Annotated in this window: 10 protein-coding genes and 1 tRNA gene; 5 read left to right on the top strand and 6 right to left on the bottom strand. The window is 67.9% G+C overall.

The genetic code is table 11. The annotated features are described in order from the left end of the window. Positions 1–13: 13 nt before the first annotated feature. Positions 14–109 (top strand) — tRNA-Sec (locus Q8X39_RS13220). A gap of 54 nt (positions 110–163) precedes the next feature. Here the strand turns inward: Q8X39_RS13220 and clpA are convergent. Continuing rightward, positions 164–2,485, bottom strand: coding sequence for an ATP-dependent Clp protease ATP-binding subunit ClpA (gene clpA / locus Q8X39_RS13215; RefSeq protein WP_305750144.1), 2,322 nt, complete (start codon positions 2,483–2,485; stop codon positions 164–166). Next, positions 2,482–2,829: an ATP-dependent Clp protease adapter ClpS gene (clpS, locus tag Q8X39_RS13210; RefSeq protein ID WP_305750143.1), complete on the bottom strand. Its 348-nt coding sequence runs from the start codon at positions 2,827–2,829 to the stop codon at positions 2,482–2,484. The genes clpA and clpS overlap by 4 nt, the downstream gene beginning before the upstream one ends. Positions 2,830–3,023: 194 nt before the next feature. On the opposite strand from clpS, the gene Q8X39_RS13205 reads away from it, so the two are divergent. After that, a complete protein-coding gene (locus Q8X39_RS13205) occupies positions 3,024–3,257 on the top strand; it encodes a cold shock domain-containing protein (RefSeq protein ID WP_305750142.1) in 234 nt (77 codons plus the stop codon). 99 nt (positions 3,258–3,356) lie between these two features. Here the strand turns inward: Q8X39_RS13205 and Q8X39_RS13200 are convergent, their stop codons facing one another. Further along, the gene (locus tag Q8X39_RS13200; RefSeq protein WP_305750141.1) at positions 3,357–4,004 is read right to left on the bottom strand and encodes a glutaredoxin family protein; all 648 of its coding nucleotides are present in this window, start codon (positions 4,002–4,004) and stop codon (positions 3,357–3,359) included. A gap of 128 nt (positions 4,005–4,132) precedes the next feature. Here Q8X39_RS13200 and Q8X39_RS13195 point away from each other — a divergent pair, with 128 nt between their 5' ends. Beyond that, on the top strand, positions 4,133–5,152 hold the full coding sequence (locus Q8X39_RS13195; RefSeq protein WP_305750140.1) for an MBL fold metallo-hydrolase: 1,020 nt from the start codon (positions 4,133–4,135) through the stop codon (positions 5,150–5,152). Between the two features lie 75 nt (positions 5,153–5,227). Here Q8X39_RS13195 and lpdA read toward each other — a convergent pair whose 3' ends face one another. From lpdA to aceE, 3 genes are read right to left on the bottom strand one after another with little or no spacing between them, the layout of a single operon-like run. Then, positions 5,228–7,051 (bottom strand): dihydrolipoyl dehydrogenase, encoded by a 1,824-nt coding sequence (gene lpdA, locus Q8X39_RS13190; protein WP_305750139.1) that lies wholly within the window; start codon positions 7,049–7,051, stop codon positions 5,228–5,230. A 13-nt stretch (positions 7,052–7,064) separates the two neighbouring features. Further along, on the bottom strand, positions 7,065–8,741 hold the full coding sequence (gene aceF / locus Q8X39_RS13185; RefSeq protein ID WP_305750138.1) for a dihydrolipoyllysine-residue acetyltransferase: 1,677 nt from the start codon (positions 8,739–8,741) through the stop codon (positions 7,065–7,067). Between the two features lie 21 nt (positions 8,742–8,762). Continuing rightward, positions 8,763–11,471: a pyruvate dehydrogenase (acetyl-transferring), homodimeric type gene (gene aceE, locus Q8X39_RS13180; RefSeq protein WP_305750137.1), complete on the bottom strand. Its 2,709-nt coding sequence runs from the start codon at positions 11,469–11,471 to the stop codon at positions 8,763–8,765. 257 nt (positions 11,472–11,728) lie between these two features. Between aceE and Q8X39_RS13175 the strand changes: the two genes are divergently transcribed. Both Q8X39_RS13175 and Q8X39_RS13170 read left to right on the top strand, forming a co-directional pair. Continuing rightward, positions 11,729–14,236 carry a PAS domain S-box protein gene (locus Q8X39_RS13175; protein WP_305750136.1) on the top strand — a complete coding sequence of 836 codons (2,508 nt, stop codon included), beginning with the start codon at positions 11,729–11,731 and terminating at the stop codon, positions 14,234–14,236. Next, positions 14,233–14,856, top strand: a complete 624-nt coding sequence (locus tag Q8X39_RS13170) for a response regulator transcription factor (RefSeq protein ID WP_130480508.1) — start codon at positions 14,233–14,235, stop codon at positions 14,854–14,856. Before Q8X39_RS13175 ends, Q8X39_RS13170 begins: the two co-directional genes overlap by 4 nt. The last annotated feature ends 13 nt before the right edge of the window (positions 14,857–14,869 follow it).

The raw sequence follows: 14,869 nt of genomic DNA, 5'->3' as shown, positions 1-14,869 counted from the left end.
GCCAGACATCCCTGGAGGGGAAACGATCCTGGTGGGTCGGCCGGGCTTCAAACCCGGTGGGTGGCGCCATGCGTCGCCGGGTGGGTTCGACTCCCATTCCCTTCCGCCAAACAAAAAAAGTCCCGCAGAAGCGGGACTTTCCGGGTTGGCGCAAGTCTCCGCTTCAGGCCGTCGCCGGCTCCGACTTCGGCTTGTCGCTCTTGTTGCGCGGCTCGATGTCCAGCGTGACCTCGCCCTTGTCGTCGAGGTCGACGGTCAGGCGGCCACCGTCGGTCAGGCGACCGAACAGGAGTTCGTCGGCCAGCGCGCGCCGGATGGTGTCCTGGATCAGGCGCTGCATCGGGCGGGCGCCCATCAGCGGATCGAAGCCCTTCTTGGCCAGGTGCTTGCGCAGCGCGTCGGTGAAGGTCACCTCGACCTTCTTCTCGCCGAGCTGGCTCTCGAGCTGCAGCAGGAACTTGTCGACCACCCGCAGGATGATCTCCTCGTCCAGCGCGCGGAAGCTCACGATCGCGTCGAGGCGGTTGCGGAACTCGGGCGTGAACATGCGCTTGATGTCGCCCATCTCGTCGCCGCTCTCGCGTGCCGTCGTGAAGCCGATGGTCGCCTTCTGCATGGTCTCGGCGCCCGCGTTGGTCGTCATGATCACGATGACGTTGCGGAAGTCGGCCTTGCGCCCGTTGTTGTCGGTCAGCGTGCCGTGGTCCATGACCTGCAGCAGCACGTTGAAGACGTCCGGATGGGCCTTCTCGATCTCGTCGAGCAGCAGCACGCAGTGCGGCTTCTTGGTGACCGCCTCGGTCAGCAGGCCACCCTGGTCGAAGCCGACATAGCCCGGAGGCGCGCCGATCAGGCGGCTGACCGCGTGGCGCTCCATGTACTCGGACATGTCGAAGCGGATCAGGTCGATGCCCAGGATGTAGGCGAGCTGCTTGGCGACCTCGGTCTTGCCCACGCCCGTCGGGCCACTGAACAGGAAGGCGCCGATCGGCTTCTCGGGCTTGCCCAGGCCGGAGCGCGCCATCTTGATCGCACCGGCCAGCGCGTCGATCGACGGGTCCTGGCCGAACACCACGCTCTTGAGGTCGCGGTCCAGGCTCTTGAGCTTGGAGCGGTCGTCGCTGGAGACGCTGGCCGGCGGGATGCGGGCGATCTTGGCGACGATGTCCTCGACCTCGTTGCGGGTGATCTTCTTCTTCTTCTGCTTGCTCTTGGGCAGCACACGCTGGGCCGCACCGGCCTCGTCGATCACGTCGATCGCCTTGTCGGGCAGGTGGCGGTCGTTGATGAACTTGGCCGACAGCTCGGCCGCGGCCTGCAGCGCGCCGAGGTCGTACTTGACGCTGTGATGCTCCTCGAAGCGCGACTTCAGGCCCTTGAGGATCTCGATGGTCTGCTCGACCGAGGGCTCGACCACGTCGACCTTCTGGAAGCGCCGCGACAGCGCCGCGTCCTTCTCGAAGATGCCGCGGTACTCGGTGAAGGTGGTCGCGCCGATGCACTTGATCTGGCCCGAGCTGAGCGCGGGCTTGAGCAGGTTGCTGGCATCGAGCGTGCCGCCCGAGGCCGCGCCGGCGCCGATCAGCGTGTGGATCTCGTCGATGAACAGGATCGCGTGCGGATGTTCCTTGAGCTGCTTGAGAACGCCCTTGAGGCGCTGCTCGAAGTCACCGCGGTACTTGGTGCCGGCCAGCAGCGCGCCCATGTCGAGCGAGTAGACGGTCGACTCGGCCAGCACGTCGGGCACGTCGGACTGGGTGATGCGCCAGGCCAGGCCCTCGGCGATGGCGGTCTTGCCCACGCCGGCCTCGCCGACCAGCAGCGGGTTGTTCTTGCGGCGGCGGCACAGCACCTGGATCACGCGCTCGACCTCGTGCTCGCGACCGATCAGCGGATCGATGCGGCCATCACGCGCCGCCTGGTTGAGGTTCTGCGTGTACTGGTCCAGCGGCGAGCCCTTGCCTTCGCCCTCGTCCTTGTCGGCATCGCTGTTCGACGCGTTGCCGGTCGGCTCGCTGCCGCCACCCTTGGTGGGCTCCGGCGGCTCGCTCTTCTTGATGCCGTGGGCGATGAAGTTCACGACGTCCAGGCGCGTCACGCCCTGCTGGTGCAGGTAGTAGACGGCGTGCGAATCCTTCTCGCCGAAGATCGCCACCAGCACGTTCGCGCCGGTGACTTCCTTCTTGCCGTTGCCGGTCGACTGCACATGCATGATCGCCCGCTGGATCACGCGCTGGAAGCCGAGCGTCGGCTGGGTGTCGACCTCGTCGGTGCCGCCGACCGTGGGCGTGTTCTCCTTGATGAACTGCGACAGGCTCTTGCGCAGGTCATCGATGTTCGCGGCGCAGGCCTTCAGGACCTCGGACGCCGACGGGTTGTCCAGCAGCGCGAGCAGCAGGTGCTCGACGGTGATGAACTCGTGCCGCTGCTGGCGCGCCTCGACGAACGCCATGTGCAGACTGACTTCCAACTCTTGCGCGATCATGCGACCTCCATGGTGCACTGCAGCGGATGACCCGCCCTTCGTGCGGCTGCCATCACCATCTCCACTTTCGTGGCGGCGACATCCTGGGTATAGACACCACAGACCGCCCGGCCCTCATGATGGATCTTCAGCATGATGTGCGTGGCGGTCTCGAGGTCGTGACGAAAGAACTGTTGCAACACCATCACGACGAACTCCATGGGTGTGAAGTCGTCGTTCAGCATCAGGACTTGATAGACGCGCGGGGGTTCCGTGCGCTGGTGCTGCTTCTCGGCAATGACCGCGCCCTGGCCGTCGTCGGGCGACGGCGGCACACGCGGTAGGTCAGGCTTGCGCTCGGTCATGAGCCCATTCTATAGACGGCTTCCTGGGTACGCCCAAGCGCGGAAATGACGCCTTGACGACAGCGGGCGGAACTCTCGGATGCAGCCAAAATGCGTGCTCGCAATCGTTCACGGGCAGGGTCTTTCCTGCGTTGACAAGGTCGAAAAGGGTTACGGAAAATCTTGATACAAAACTCAGATCGAGGAGACACAAGATGGCACGCGGCATCGTCAAATGGTTCAATGACGTGAAGGGTTTCGGATTCATTGAACCGGAAGGCGGCGGCGACGATGTCTTCGCGCATTTCTCGGCCATCCAGATGGACGGCTTCCGGACACTCAAGCAAGGCTCGACGGTCGATTTCGACCTGGTCGATGGTCCGAAGGGGAAGCTGGCCCAGAACATCCGCGCCGCCGAAGGCGCGCTGCGGTCGGTGGCACCCGGCTGAAGCCGACCCGAGCCAGAGGACGCCAGATTCGACAGCCCGCTTCCAGCGGGCTTTTTCATGTCCGCTCCAGAACGCGACGGCGGGCCGGATGCTTGCGATTCAGAACCGTATGCCGCCGGCGCCGGGGTTGGCGGGCGCCACCGGCGAAGGGGGCGTCGGGCGGGCGACGACCGCCGGTGCGGCCGCCGCAGCGGCATCTTCCTGCCGCGCCACGGCCAGCGGCTCGGGTGCCGGCTGGCGCCAGCCGGTGGGCAGCACCGAGCTGCGCGGGTAGCCCGCTGCGTCCAGCGTCGATTGCCACTCGTCGGCCGCATAGCCGACCAGCTGCTGGCGACCGAGGCGCAGCACGGGCACCTCGGTGGTCTGCTCAAGCCGACGCAGTTCGCGCACACCGTCGTCGTCGGAGGCGACCCGCTCGGTGTGCGGCACGCCCCGGGCCCGCAGCGCCGCGCGGGCGCTGTCGCAGGCGGCACAGTTCGGCGCGGTGTAGAGCGTGACCGGATAACGCGCCACGACGCTGCGCAGCGCGAAGGGCAGTTCCACCGCCGCTGCGGCGCCGCTGCCGCCGGCGGCCGAGCCGTCGCGCCGCAGCGGCTGGACCTTCAGGCCGCGGTCAACCGGCTGTCGATCGGTGTAGGTCACCGTGCCGTCCGGCGCCACGACCTTGAACTGCGCCTGCACGAGCACAGGCAGGGCGAGCGCCACGACGCCCAGGGCAAGCCGGCACAGGTCGGCAACAGGGTTCATGCGGTTCTCCACGCGGCGGCAGGCTTCATCGTCGAAGGATCGTATCAGCGGGTCAGGTCCGCCGATGTGGCCGCTGGCATCATCGCGCCCGCACCGACTCTCGCGCCCTGCCGCGCGACGCGACGACCATGAGCCTGATCCCCGCCTCGACCGAGTCACCGGACACCTTCCTGCAGCCGCTGGACCATGCCATCACCGTGGTCGACACCGGCTTCCACCGGGCCGACTTCGATGCCGCCTACCTGGTCGTCAGCCCCGAGGGCCGCGCCGCCTTCATCGACACCGGCCACAACGCCGCCGTGCCGCGCCTGCTGGCCGCGCTGGTGCATGCCGGGCTGCACCGCGACGCGGTCGACTGGGTCATCCCGACCCACGTCCACCTCGACCATGCCGGCGGCGCCGGCCTGTTGATGGCCAACCTGCCGAACGCCCGCGCGCTGATCCACCCGCGTGGCGCACGTCACCTGATCAACCCGCTGGCGCTGGTCGAGGGCGCACGGGCGGTCTACGGACCGGACGAGGTGCTGCGGACCTACGGCCATGTCCTGCCGATCGACGCCGGGCGCGTGGTCGAGAGCCACGACGAGATGCGCGTGAATCTGGGCAGCCGCGCGCTGCGGCTGATCGACAGCCCCGGCCATGCCCGCCATCACCACGCGATCTGGGACGAGGCCAGCCGCGGCTGGTTCACCGGCGACACCTTCGGCATCAGCTACCGCGACCTGGACGGCGCGCCGCTGCAGCCCGGTGGCGCGCCACGCGTCTACATCATGCCCAGCAGCACGCCGGTGCAGTTCGAGCCCGACGCGATGCGGGCCTCCATCGCGCGCATGCTGGCCGCGCAGCCGGACTGGATCTACCCGACCCACTACGGCCGCCTCGGCAACGTCCCGGCGCTGGCCGCGCAGGTCCTCGAACAGGTCGATGCCTTCGAGCACGGCGCGCTGGCCTGGGCCCGCGCCCACCCCGGCGCGGACGCAGCCACGCGCGAGGTCGGGATGGTCGCGCTGATGCGCCACATCCTGCTCGACGCCGCCCGCCGCGCCGGCTCGCCACTGAGCGACGAGGCGACCGCGGAGCGCCTGGACATCGACATCCGCCTGAACGGCCAGGGTCTGGCGATCTGGCTGGCCAAGCAGGCCGCCTGAGCATGAAAAAAGCCGCCCTCGGCCGGAGCCGGGGCGGCTGGTGCAGCGGGCCGGGCAGGCCCTTTGGCACGTGCTTCAGCGCTTGCTGGGCGGCAGGTCCGTGCAGGAGCCGTGCGCGACCTCGGCGGCCATGCCGATGCTCTCGCCCAGGGTCGGGTGCGGGTGGATGGTCTTGCCAATGTCCACCGCGTCCGCGCCCATCTCGATGGCCAGCGCGATCTCGCCGATCATGTCGCCGGCATGCGTGCCGACCATGCCACCGCCGAGGATCTTGCCGTGGCCATGGGCCTCGGGCGAGTCATCGAACAGCAGCTTGGTGAAACCTTCGTCGCGGCCATTGGCGATGGCGCGGCCCGAAGCCGTCCACGGGAACAGGCCCTTCTTGACCTTGATGCCCTGTGCCTTGGCCTGGTCCTCGGTCAGGCCGACCCAGGCCACTTCCGGATCGGTGTAGGCCACGCTCGGGATCACCCGGGCGTTGAAGGCCGCCGCCGCGAGTTCCTTGTTGCCCTGCAGCGTGCCGGCGATGACCTCGGCGGCCACGTGCGCCTCGTGCACCGCCTTGTGGGCGAGCATGGGCTGGCCGACGATGTCGCCGATGGCGAAGATGTGCGGCACGTTGGTCCGCATCTGGATGTCCACCGGGATGAAGCCCCGGTCGGTCACCACGACGCCGGCCTGGTCCGCGCCGATCTTTTTCCCGTTCGGGCTGCGGCCGACCGCCTGCAGCACGAGGTCGTAGACGCCTTCGCTCTTCGTGCCGTCGAGGCCCTCGAACTGCACCTTGATGCCTTCGGGCGTGGCCTCGGCACCGACGGTCTTGGTCTTCAACATGATCTTGTCGAAGCGGCCCTTGTTCATCTTCTCCCAGACCTTGACGAGGTCGCGGTCGGCGCCCTGCATCAGGCCATCGAGCATCTCGACCACGTCCAGGCGGGCGCCCAGCGTGCTGTAGACCGTGCCCATCTCCAGGCCGATGATGCCGCCGCCGACGATCAGCATCTTCTTCGGCACCGACGTCAGCGCCAGCGCGCCGGTCGAGTCGACGATGCGATCGTCCTGCGGGAAGAACGGCAGCTTCACCGACTGCGAGCCCGCCGCGATGATGGCGTGCTTGAACTTCACGACCTTCTTGCCGCCGCTGGCCTCGGTGCCGGTGCCGGTGGTCTCGCTGACCTGCACGTGGTAAGGGTCGAGGAAGGTGCCGATGCCGCGCACGGTCGTGACCTTGCGCATCTTGGCCATCGCCGCGAGGCCGCCGGTCAGCTTGCCGATGACCTTTTCCTTGTGGCCGCGCAGCTTGTCGACGTCGACGCTGGGCGCACCGAAGGACACGCCCAGGTCGGCCATGTGGCTGACCTCGTCCATCACGGCGGCCACGTGCAGCAGCGCCTTGGACGGGATGCAACCCACGTTCAGGCAGACGCCGCCGAGCGTCGCGTAACGCTCGACGATGACGACCTTCAGGCCCAGGTCGGCGGCGCGGAAGGCGGCTGAATAACCGCCGGGACCGGCGCCCAGCACGAGCACGTCGCACTCGACGTCGGCCGCGCCGGCATGGCTGCCGGCAGGACCGGCCACCGCTGCCGCGACCGGCGCGGCCACGGGAGCCGCAGCCGCCGGAGCAGGCGCAGCCGCCGGGGCCGGCGCGGATGCCGCGCCCGACGCCTCCAGCGTCAGGATCACGCTGCCCTGGTTCATCTTGTCGCCGATCGCGACCTTGACGGCCTGCACCACGCCGGCATGCGAGGACGGGATCTCCATCGACGCCTTGTCCGACTCGACCGTGATCAGGCTCTGCTCGGCCTTCACCGTGTCACCCGGCTTGACCAGGATCTCGATGACGCCGACGTCCTTGAAGTCGCCGATGTCGGGCACTTGCACTTCGATCAATGCCATGTCGTGCTCCCGATCAGAGGACGATGCGGCGGAAGTCCGCCAGCAGCGATGCGAAGTACACGTTGAAGCGTGCGGCGGCGGCGCCGTCGATGACGCGGTGGTCCCACGACAGCGACAGCGGCAGGATCAGGCGTGGCTGGAAGGCCTTGCCGTCCCACTTGGGCTCGATGGTGCTCTTGCACACGCCCATGATCGCGACCTCGGGCGCGTTGATGATCGGCGTGAAGTACTTGCCGCCGATGCCGCCCAGCGACGAGATGCTGAAGCACCCGCCGGTCATGTCGGCCGGTCCGAGCTTGCCGTCGCGGGCCTTCTTGGCGAGATCGCCCATCTCCTGGCTGATCTGGAAGATGCCCTTCTTGTCGGCATCCTTGATCACCGGGACCACCAGGCCGTTGGGCGTGTCCGCCGCGAAGCCGATGTGGAAGTAGTTCTTCAGAACCAGCGTGTCACCGTCCAGCGAGGCGTTGAACTCGGGGAACTTCCTGAGCGCGGCCACGGCGGCCTTGATCATGAAGGCCAGCATCGTGACCTTGATGCCGGACTTCTCGTTCTCCTTGTTGGTCTGGACGCGGAAGGCTTCCAGCTCGGTGATGTCGGCCTCGTCGTGGTTGGTGACGTGCGGGATCACCACCCAGTTGCGGTGCAGGTTGGCGCCGCTGATCTTCTTGATGCGCGACAGATCCTTGCGCTCGACCGGGCCGAACTTCGCGAAGTCGACCTGCGGCCAGGGCAGCAGGCCCGGGAAGGCGCCCCCGGCCGCAGCGGGCGCGGCAGCGGGTGCCTTGGCCTTCTGGGCCGCGGTCTGCACCGCGCCGCCCATCACGCCCTTGACGAAGCCCTGGATGTCGTCCTGGGTGATGCGGCCCTTGTGGCCGGTGCCCTTGACCTCGTCCAGCGGCACGCCCAGCTCGCGGGCGAACTTGCGGATCGACGGCGAGGCATGCGGCAGGTTGAGCTTCTGCGCGGTCGGGTCGTGCGCGGGCGCGCCGGCGACCGCAGCCACCGGTGCGGCCGGTGCAGCAGCCACCGCCACAGCTGCGGGTGCCGCAGCAGGGGCGGCAGGGGCTGCCGCAGCCGGGGCTGCCGGCGCAGCGCCACCGCCGGCGCCCTCGATCACAGCGATCAGCGAGCCCTTGCTCACCTTGTCGCCGATCTTGATCTTCAGCTCCTTGAGCACGCCGGCATGGCTCGACGGGATCTCCATCGAGGCCTTGTCCGACTCGACCGTGATCAGGCTCTGCTCGGCCTTGACCGTGTCGCCGGGCTTGACGAGCAGCTCGATCACCGCGACCTCGGCGAAGTCGCCGATGTCGGGCACGAAGATGTCGATCGGGCCGCTCGCGGCGGCTGCCGGCGCAGCGACGGCGGCCACCGGTGCAGAGACCGGTGCCGCAGTGGCCGGTGCCGCAGCGGCCGGGGCCGCTGCCGGCGCAGCAGCAGCGCCCGCCCCCGCGACCTCCAGCAGCAGCAGCAGCGTGCCTTCGCTGACCTTGTCGCCCATCGCGACCTTGAGTTCCTTGACCACGCCGGCATGCGACGAGGGGATCTCCATCGACGCCTTGTCCGACTCGACCGTGATCAGGCTCTGTTCCGCCTTGATCGTGTCGCCGGGCTTGACCAGCAGTTCGATGATCGCCACTTCCTTGAAGTCCCCGATGTCAGGGACCTTCACTTCAACCAGTGCCATGTTGTCGTCTCCGTTGCTGCGTCAGGCGTACAGCGGGTTGATCTTGTCGACGTTGATGCCGTACTTCTTGATCGCTTCGGCGACCTTGGCCACCGGCAGCTTGCCCTCGTCGGCCAGCGCACGCAGCGCGGCGACGACGATGTAGTGGCGGTTGATCTCGAAGTGCTCGCGCAGCTTGCCGCGGAAGTCGCTGCGGCCGAAGCCGTCGGTGCCCAGCACGGTGTAGCTGCGGCCCTTGGGCACGAAGGCGCGGATCTGCTCCGCATAGCTCTTCATGTAGTCGGTCGAGGCGATCACCGGGCCGTCATGCGGCGCCAGTTGCTCGGCCACGAAGGGCACGCGGGCCTTCTCGGTCGGGTGCAGCAGGTTCCAGCGCTCGGCGGCCTGGCCGTCGCGGCCCAGCTCGTTGAAGCTCGGGCAGCTCCACACGTTGGCCGACACGCCCCAGTCGGCGGCCAGCAGCGTGCGCGCGGCCATTGACTCGCGCAGGATCGTGCCAGAGCCCAGCAGGTTGACGCTCAGCTTCGAGCCGGCGGCGCCGGATTCGAGCAGGTACATGCCCTTGATGATCTGTTCCTCGGTGCCCGCCTTCAGGCCCGGCATCGGGTAGTTCTCGTTGAGCAGCGTCAGGTAGTAGAAGACGTTCTCCTGCTTCTCGACCATGCGCTTGAGGCCGTGCTGCATGATCACCGCGACCTCGTGGGCGAAGGTCGGGTCGTAGCTGATGCAGTTCGGGATCGTGCCGGCCAGGATGTGGCTGTGGCCGTCCTCGTGCTGCAGGCCTTCGCCGTTCAGCGTGGTCCGGCCGGACGTGCCGCCCAGCAGGAAGCCGCGGGCCTGCATGTCGCCGGCCGCCCAGGCCAGGTCGCCGATGCGCTGGAAGCCGAACATCGAGTAGTAGACGTAGAACGGCACCATGATGCGGTTGCTTGTGCTGTAGGACGTCGCCGCCGCGATCCAGCTGGACATGCCGCCGGCCTCGTTGATGCCTTCCTGCAGGATCTGGCCGGCCTTGTCCTCGCGGTAGTACATGACCTGGTCCTTGTCGACCGGGGTGTACTGCTGACCTGCGGGGTTGTAGATGCCGACCTGGCGGAACAGGCCTTCCATGCCGAAGGTGCGGGCCTCGTCGACCAGGATGGGCACGACGCGCGGGCCGAGCGCCTGGTCACGCAGCAGCTGCGTCAGGAAGCGCACGTAGGCCTGGGTGGTCGAGATCTCGCGGCCTTCGGCGGTCGGGTCGAGCACGGCCTTGAAGGTCTCCAGCGCCGGCACCGTGAAGCTCTCGTCGGCCTTGGTGCGGCGATGCGGCAGGTAGCCGCCGAGGGCCTTGCGGCGCTCGTGCAGGTACTGCATCTCGGGCGTGTCGTCGGCCGGCTTGTAGAACGGGATCTTGGCGAGCTCGCTGTCGGGCACCGGGATGTTGAAGCGGTCGCGGAAGATCTTGATGTCCTCGTCGGTCAGCTTCTTGGTCTGGTGGACGGTGTTCTTGCCCTCGCCGACCTTGCCCATGCCGAAGCCCTTGACGGTCTTGATCAGCAGCACCGTCGGCTGGCCCTTGGTGTGGACCGCCTGGTGGTAGGCCGCGTAGACCTTCTGCGGGTCGTGGCCGCCACGGCGCAGGTTCCAGATGTCGTCGTCGCTCATGTGGGCGACCATCTCCAGCGTGCGCGGGTCACGGCCGAAGAAGTGCTTGCGGACATAGGCACCGTCGTTGGCCTTGAAGGCCTGGTAGTCGCCGTCCAGCGTCTCCATCATCAGCTTGCGCAGCGCGCCGTCCTTGTCGCGCGCCAGCAGCGGGTCCCAGTTGCTGCCCCACAGCAGCTTGATGACGTTCCAGCCGGCACCGCGGAACTCGCTTTCGAGCTCCTGGATGATCTTGCCGTTGCCGCGCACCGGGCCGTCCAGGCGCTGCAGGTTGCAGTTGATGACGAAGATCAGGTTGTCGAGGTTCTCGCGCGCGGCCAGGCCGATCGCGCCGAGCGACTCGACCTCGTCCATCTCGCCGTCGCCGCAGAAGACCCAGACCTTGCGGTTCTCGGTGTTGGCGATGCCGCGGGCATGCAGGTATTTCAGGAAGCGAGCCTGGTAGATCGCCATCAGCGGGCCCAGGCCCATCGAGACGGTCGGGAACTGCCAGAACTCGGGCATCAGCTTCGGGTGCGGGTAGCTCGACAGGCCCTTGCCGTCGACTTCCTGGCGGAAGTGCAGCAGCTGTTCCTCGGTCAGGCGACCTTCCAGGTAGGCGCGGGCGTAGACGCCCGGCGAGACGTGGCCCTGGATGTAGAGGCAGTCGCCGCCGTGGTTCTCGCTCTCGGCATGCCAGAAGTGGTTGAAGCCGGCGCCGAACATGTGGGCCAGCGACGCGAAGGAGCCGATGTGGCCGCCCAGGTCACCGCCGTCCTCGGGGTTGTGGCGGTTGGCCTTGACCACCATCGCCATCGCGTTCCAGCGCATGTAGGCGCGCAGGCGCTCCTCGATCTCGATGTTGCCGGGGCAACGCGCTTCCTGGTTCGGCTCGATCGTGTTGACGTAGCCGGTGTTGGCCGAGAACGGCATGTCGATGCTGTTCTGGCGCGCGTGCTCGAGCAGGTCCTCGAGCAGCTGGTGGGCGCGTTCGCCACCCTCGGCCTGGATCACGGCACTGAGGGCGTCGAGCCACTCTCGGGTTTCCTGGTTCAGGGCGTCGGCATCGGCCTGATTCGGCTGGCTCTGTGGCTGGGCGGACATGCAGTCTCCTCTGGGGGCGTCTCGGGGGGCGTCTCGGGACCCCGCACCACGCGAGGCCGGCGCGCAGTGTTGCACAAGAGGATGCGAATTTCAAATCGTGCCGCACACTTCCATGATATGAAACGCAGGCACGAACGATCGTTCGTCCGTGGGGCGCCACGGATAATTCACGGATGAGCGATCGTCGACTTCCACACGACCCGACGGGCAAGGCCCGTGTCCGCCCCCGGCGCATGTTCTGGGCCTGGTGGCGGGGCATGTCCCCGGCCCGCCAGGACCGCGTCGCGACCCTGGCACCGCTGCTGTCGGTGCTGCTCTTCCTGGCGGCGATCGTGGCCGCGTTCTGGTACCTGCGCAATGAGGAAGTCGAGCGGGAGATCGAGTCGGTGCGGCGCGACGCCGAGCTGGTGCAGCAGCAGATCCGCCTGCGCCTGATCGAGAACCAGGAGCAGTTCGTGCGCGTCGCCCGCGAGGTCATGCAGCGCAGCGGCGACCACTCGCACTTCGACACCCAGGCCGAGGCGCTGCTGCGCACCCGGCCCGAGATCATCGGCATCAGCTGGCTCGATGCCTCGCAGCGCACCGAGGCCCGGATGATCTCGCCCGACCTCGCCGGCGCGCTGCCGCACCTGGCGCTGGCCGGCCCGAACCAGCCCCTGCCCGAGCCGGCCCGCCGCGCCTTCCACGAGGCCCGCGACCTGCGCCTGCCGACCTACTCGCGCCCGTTCACGCACGACGAGCGCATCGGCGTGGTCCAGCTGCACGTACCGCTGATCGACCACGGCGCCTTCGTCGGCACGCTGATGGTCGAATACTCGATCGAGGCGCTGCTGCGCTACTTCGTGCCGGTCGACGTCCAGCAACGCCACGTCATCAGCCTGCTCGACGCATCCGACACGGTGCTCGCCAGCACGATGGCCAGCCAGCCCGGACGGACCCGCGGCAAGCTGATCTACGACGTCAGCTTCGGCACCGTCGGCCAGGGCCTGACGCTGCGCGGCGAGGGCTACCGCACGTCCTTCGGCCTGATCGGCAACACGCTGTTCTGGATGGTGCTGGCGCTGTCGGTGCTGACGGTCTGGATGCTGCTCGGCACCTGGCGCCACATGCGCCGCCGGCTGCAGATCCAGGGCGCGCTGGTGCAGGAGACCAACTTCCGCCGCGCGATGGAGAACTCCATGCTGACGGGCATGCGGGCGATGGACCAGGATGGCCGCATCACCTACGTCAACCCGGCCTTCTGCGCGATGACCGGCTTCAGCGAGGCCGAGCTGATCGGCCGCATGCCGCCCTACCCGACCTGGCCGCCCGACCGGGTCGAGGAAAACAGCCGGCTGCTGGTCCAGGAACTGGCCGGCCGCAGCCCGGCCGGCGGCATCGAGGTCCGCGTGCTGCGCAAGGACGGCACGCAGTTCGACGCGCGCATGTATGTCTCGCCGCTGATCGACTCGCGCGGCCAGCAGACCGGCTGGATGACCTCGATGACCAACATCACCGAGGCCAAGCGCATCCGCGACCAGCTGACCGCCTCGCACGAGCGCTTCACCACCGTGCTCGAAGGGCTGGACGCGGCCGTGTCGGTGCTGGCGGTCCAGAACAGCGAGCTGCTGTTCGCCAACCGCTCCTACCGGCTCTGGTTCGGTGGTGACGCCCATTGGCACGCGCTGCTGGCGGGCATGCATGCGGCCGACGGGGCCTCCGAGGGCGAAGGTGCCGACGACGTCGACGGCCTGGGCGGCCTGCCCACCGCCGAGCTGACCGATGCCAGCGCCGACACCCGCGAGGTCTATGTCGACACGCTGGAGAAGTGGTTCGACGTGCGCGCCCGCTACCTGCAGTGGACCGACGGCCGGCTGGCGCAGATGCTGATCGCCACGGACATCACCGCGCGCCGCCGCATCGAGGAGCTGGCCGCGCAGCAGGCCGAGCGGGCCCAGGTGACCAGCCGGCTGGTGACGATGGGCGAGATGGCGTCCTCGGTGGCTCACGAGCTGAACCAGCCGCTGGCGGCGATCAGCAACTACTGCAACGGCATCATCTCGCGCCACAAGGCCGGCAAGCTCAGCGACGAGGACCTGCTGTCCGCGCTGGAGAAGACCAGCCGCCAGGCGCACCGCGCCGGCCAGATCATCCACCGCATCCGCGCCTTCGTGAAACGCAGCGAGCCGCAGCGCCAGGAGGCCCGCGCGACCGACATCGTCGAGGACGCGGTCGAGCTGGCCGGCATCGAGCTGCGCCGTCGCAACATCACGCTGCACACCTATGTCGCGCAGCGCCTGCCGGTGCTGCAGGTCGATCCGATCCTGATCGAGCAGGTGCTGCTCAACCTCATCAAGAACGCCGCCGAGGCGATCGACGGCGCGGCCCTGCCGCCCAAGCGCCGATACATCGAACTGCGCGTCGTGCCGCGCCACACCCCTGAACTGGGGGGCGTGATCGAGTTCAGCGTCAGCGACAACGGCCCCGGTCTGAAAGAGGAAGTGATCAACCGCCTGTACGAGGCCTTCTTCTCGACCAAGACCGAAGGCCTGGGCATCGGCCTGTCGCTGTGCCGCTCGATCATCGAGTCGCACCAGGGCCGGATCAAGGCGGAGAACCTCTACAATTCCGGCCTCGTGACGGGGTGCCGTTTCACGGTCCTGCTGCCCGTCCAGGCGTCGATCTCGGCTGCACTCACAGCCGCCAGCGCGACCCCGGTTCCGGCGCCGCTGACCGCCCCGCAGGCCACCGTCGATTCCTCCCACACGTCCACCGAGTCCTCATGAGCCTGATCCCCAAGAAAGGTACGGTCTACGTTGTCGACGACGACGAGGCCGTTCGCGACTCCCTTCAATGGCTGCTCGAAGGCAAGGACTACCGCGTCAAGTGCTTCGACTCCGCCGAAGCCTTCCTGTCCCGCTTCGACCCGCGTGAAGTCGCCTGCCTGATCGCCGACATCCGCATGGACGGCATGACCGGGCTGGAACTGCAGGACCGCCTGCTCGAGCGCAAGAGCCCCCTGCCCATCGTCTTCATCACCGGCCACGGCGACGTGCCGATGGCGGTCACGACGATGAAGAAGGGTGCCGAGGACTTCATCGAGAAGCCCTTCAAGGAGGACGAGCTGGTCACGCTGGTCGAGCGCATGCTGGACCGGGCCCGCTCCTCCTTCTCGCACCACCAGGAACAGGCCAGCCGCGATGCGCTGCTGGCGCGCCTGACGACCCGCGAGGCGCAGGTGCTCGAACGCATCGTCGCCGGCCGCCTGAACAAGCAGATCGCCGACGACCTCGGCATCAGCATCAAGACGGTCGAGGCGCACCGCGCCAACATCATGGAAAAGCTCAACGCCAACACTGTGGCGGACCTGCTGAAGATCGCGCTCGGCGCGGCCGCCAAGGTCTGACCATCTTTGAGCC

It is taken from the genome of Leptothrix discophora (genome assembly GCF_030705305.1).
GTDB classification, from domain to species: Bacteria; Pseudomonadota; Gammaproteobacteria; order Burkholderiales; family Burkholderiaceae_C; genus Sphaerotilus; species Sphaerotilus discophorus.
The sequence above is the reverse complement of the archived record's forward strand: the minus strand, read 5'-3'. Positions and strand labels throughout refer to the sequence as shown.

Bases quoted from the DNA above. Each gene is read 5' to 3' on its own strand.
- Q8X39_RS13170 (WP_130480508.1), top strand. From the start codon at position 14,233: ATGAGCCTGATCCCCAAGAAAGGTACGGTCTACGTTGTCGACGACGAC.
- lpdA (WP_305750139.1), bottom strand. From the start codon at position 7,051: ATGGCATTGATCGAAGTGCAAGTGCCCGACATCGGCGACTTCAAGGAC.
- Q8X39_RS13205 (WP_305750142.1), top strand. From the start codon at position 3,024: ATGGCACGCGGCATCGTCAAATGGTTCAATGACGTGAAGGGTTTCGGA.
- Q8X39_RS13200 (WP_305750141.1), bottom strand. From the start codon at position 4,004: ATGAACCCTGTTGCCGACCTGTGCCGGCTTGCCCTGGGCGTCGTGGCG.
- Q8X39_RS13175 (WP_305750136.1), top strand. From the start codon at position 11,729: ATGTCCCCGGCCCGCCAGGACCGCGTCGCGACCCTGGCACCGCTGCTG.
- clpS (WP_305750143.1), bottom strand. From the start codon at position 2,829: ATGACCGAGCGCAAGCCTGACCTACCGCGTGTGCCGCCGTCGCCCGAC.
- aceE (WP_305750137.1), bottom strand. From the start codon at position 11,471: ATGTCCGCCCAGCCACAGAGCCAGCCGAATCAGGCCGATGCCGACGCC.
- aceF (WP_305750138.1), bottom strand. From the start codon at position 8,741: ATGGCACTGGTTGAAGTGAAGGTCCCTGACATCGGGGACTTCAAGGAA.
- clpA (WP_305750144.1), bottom strand. From the start codon at position 2,485: ATGATCGCGCAAGAGTTGGAAGTCAGTCTGCACATGGCGTTCGTCGAG.
- Q8X39_RS13195 (WP_305750140.1), top strand. From the start codon at position 4,133: ATGAGCCTGATCCCCGCCTCGACCGAGTCACCGGACACCTTCCTGCAG.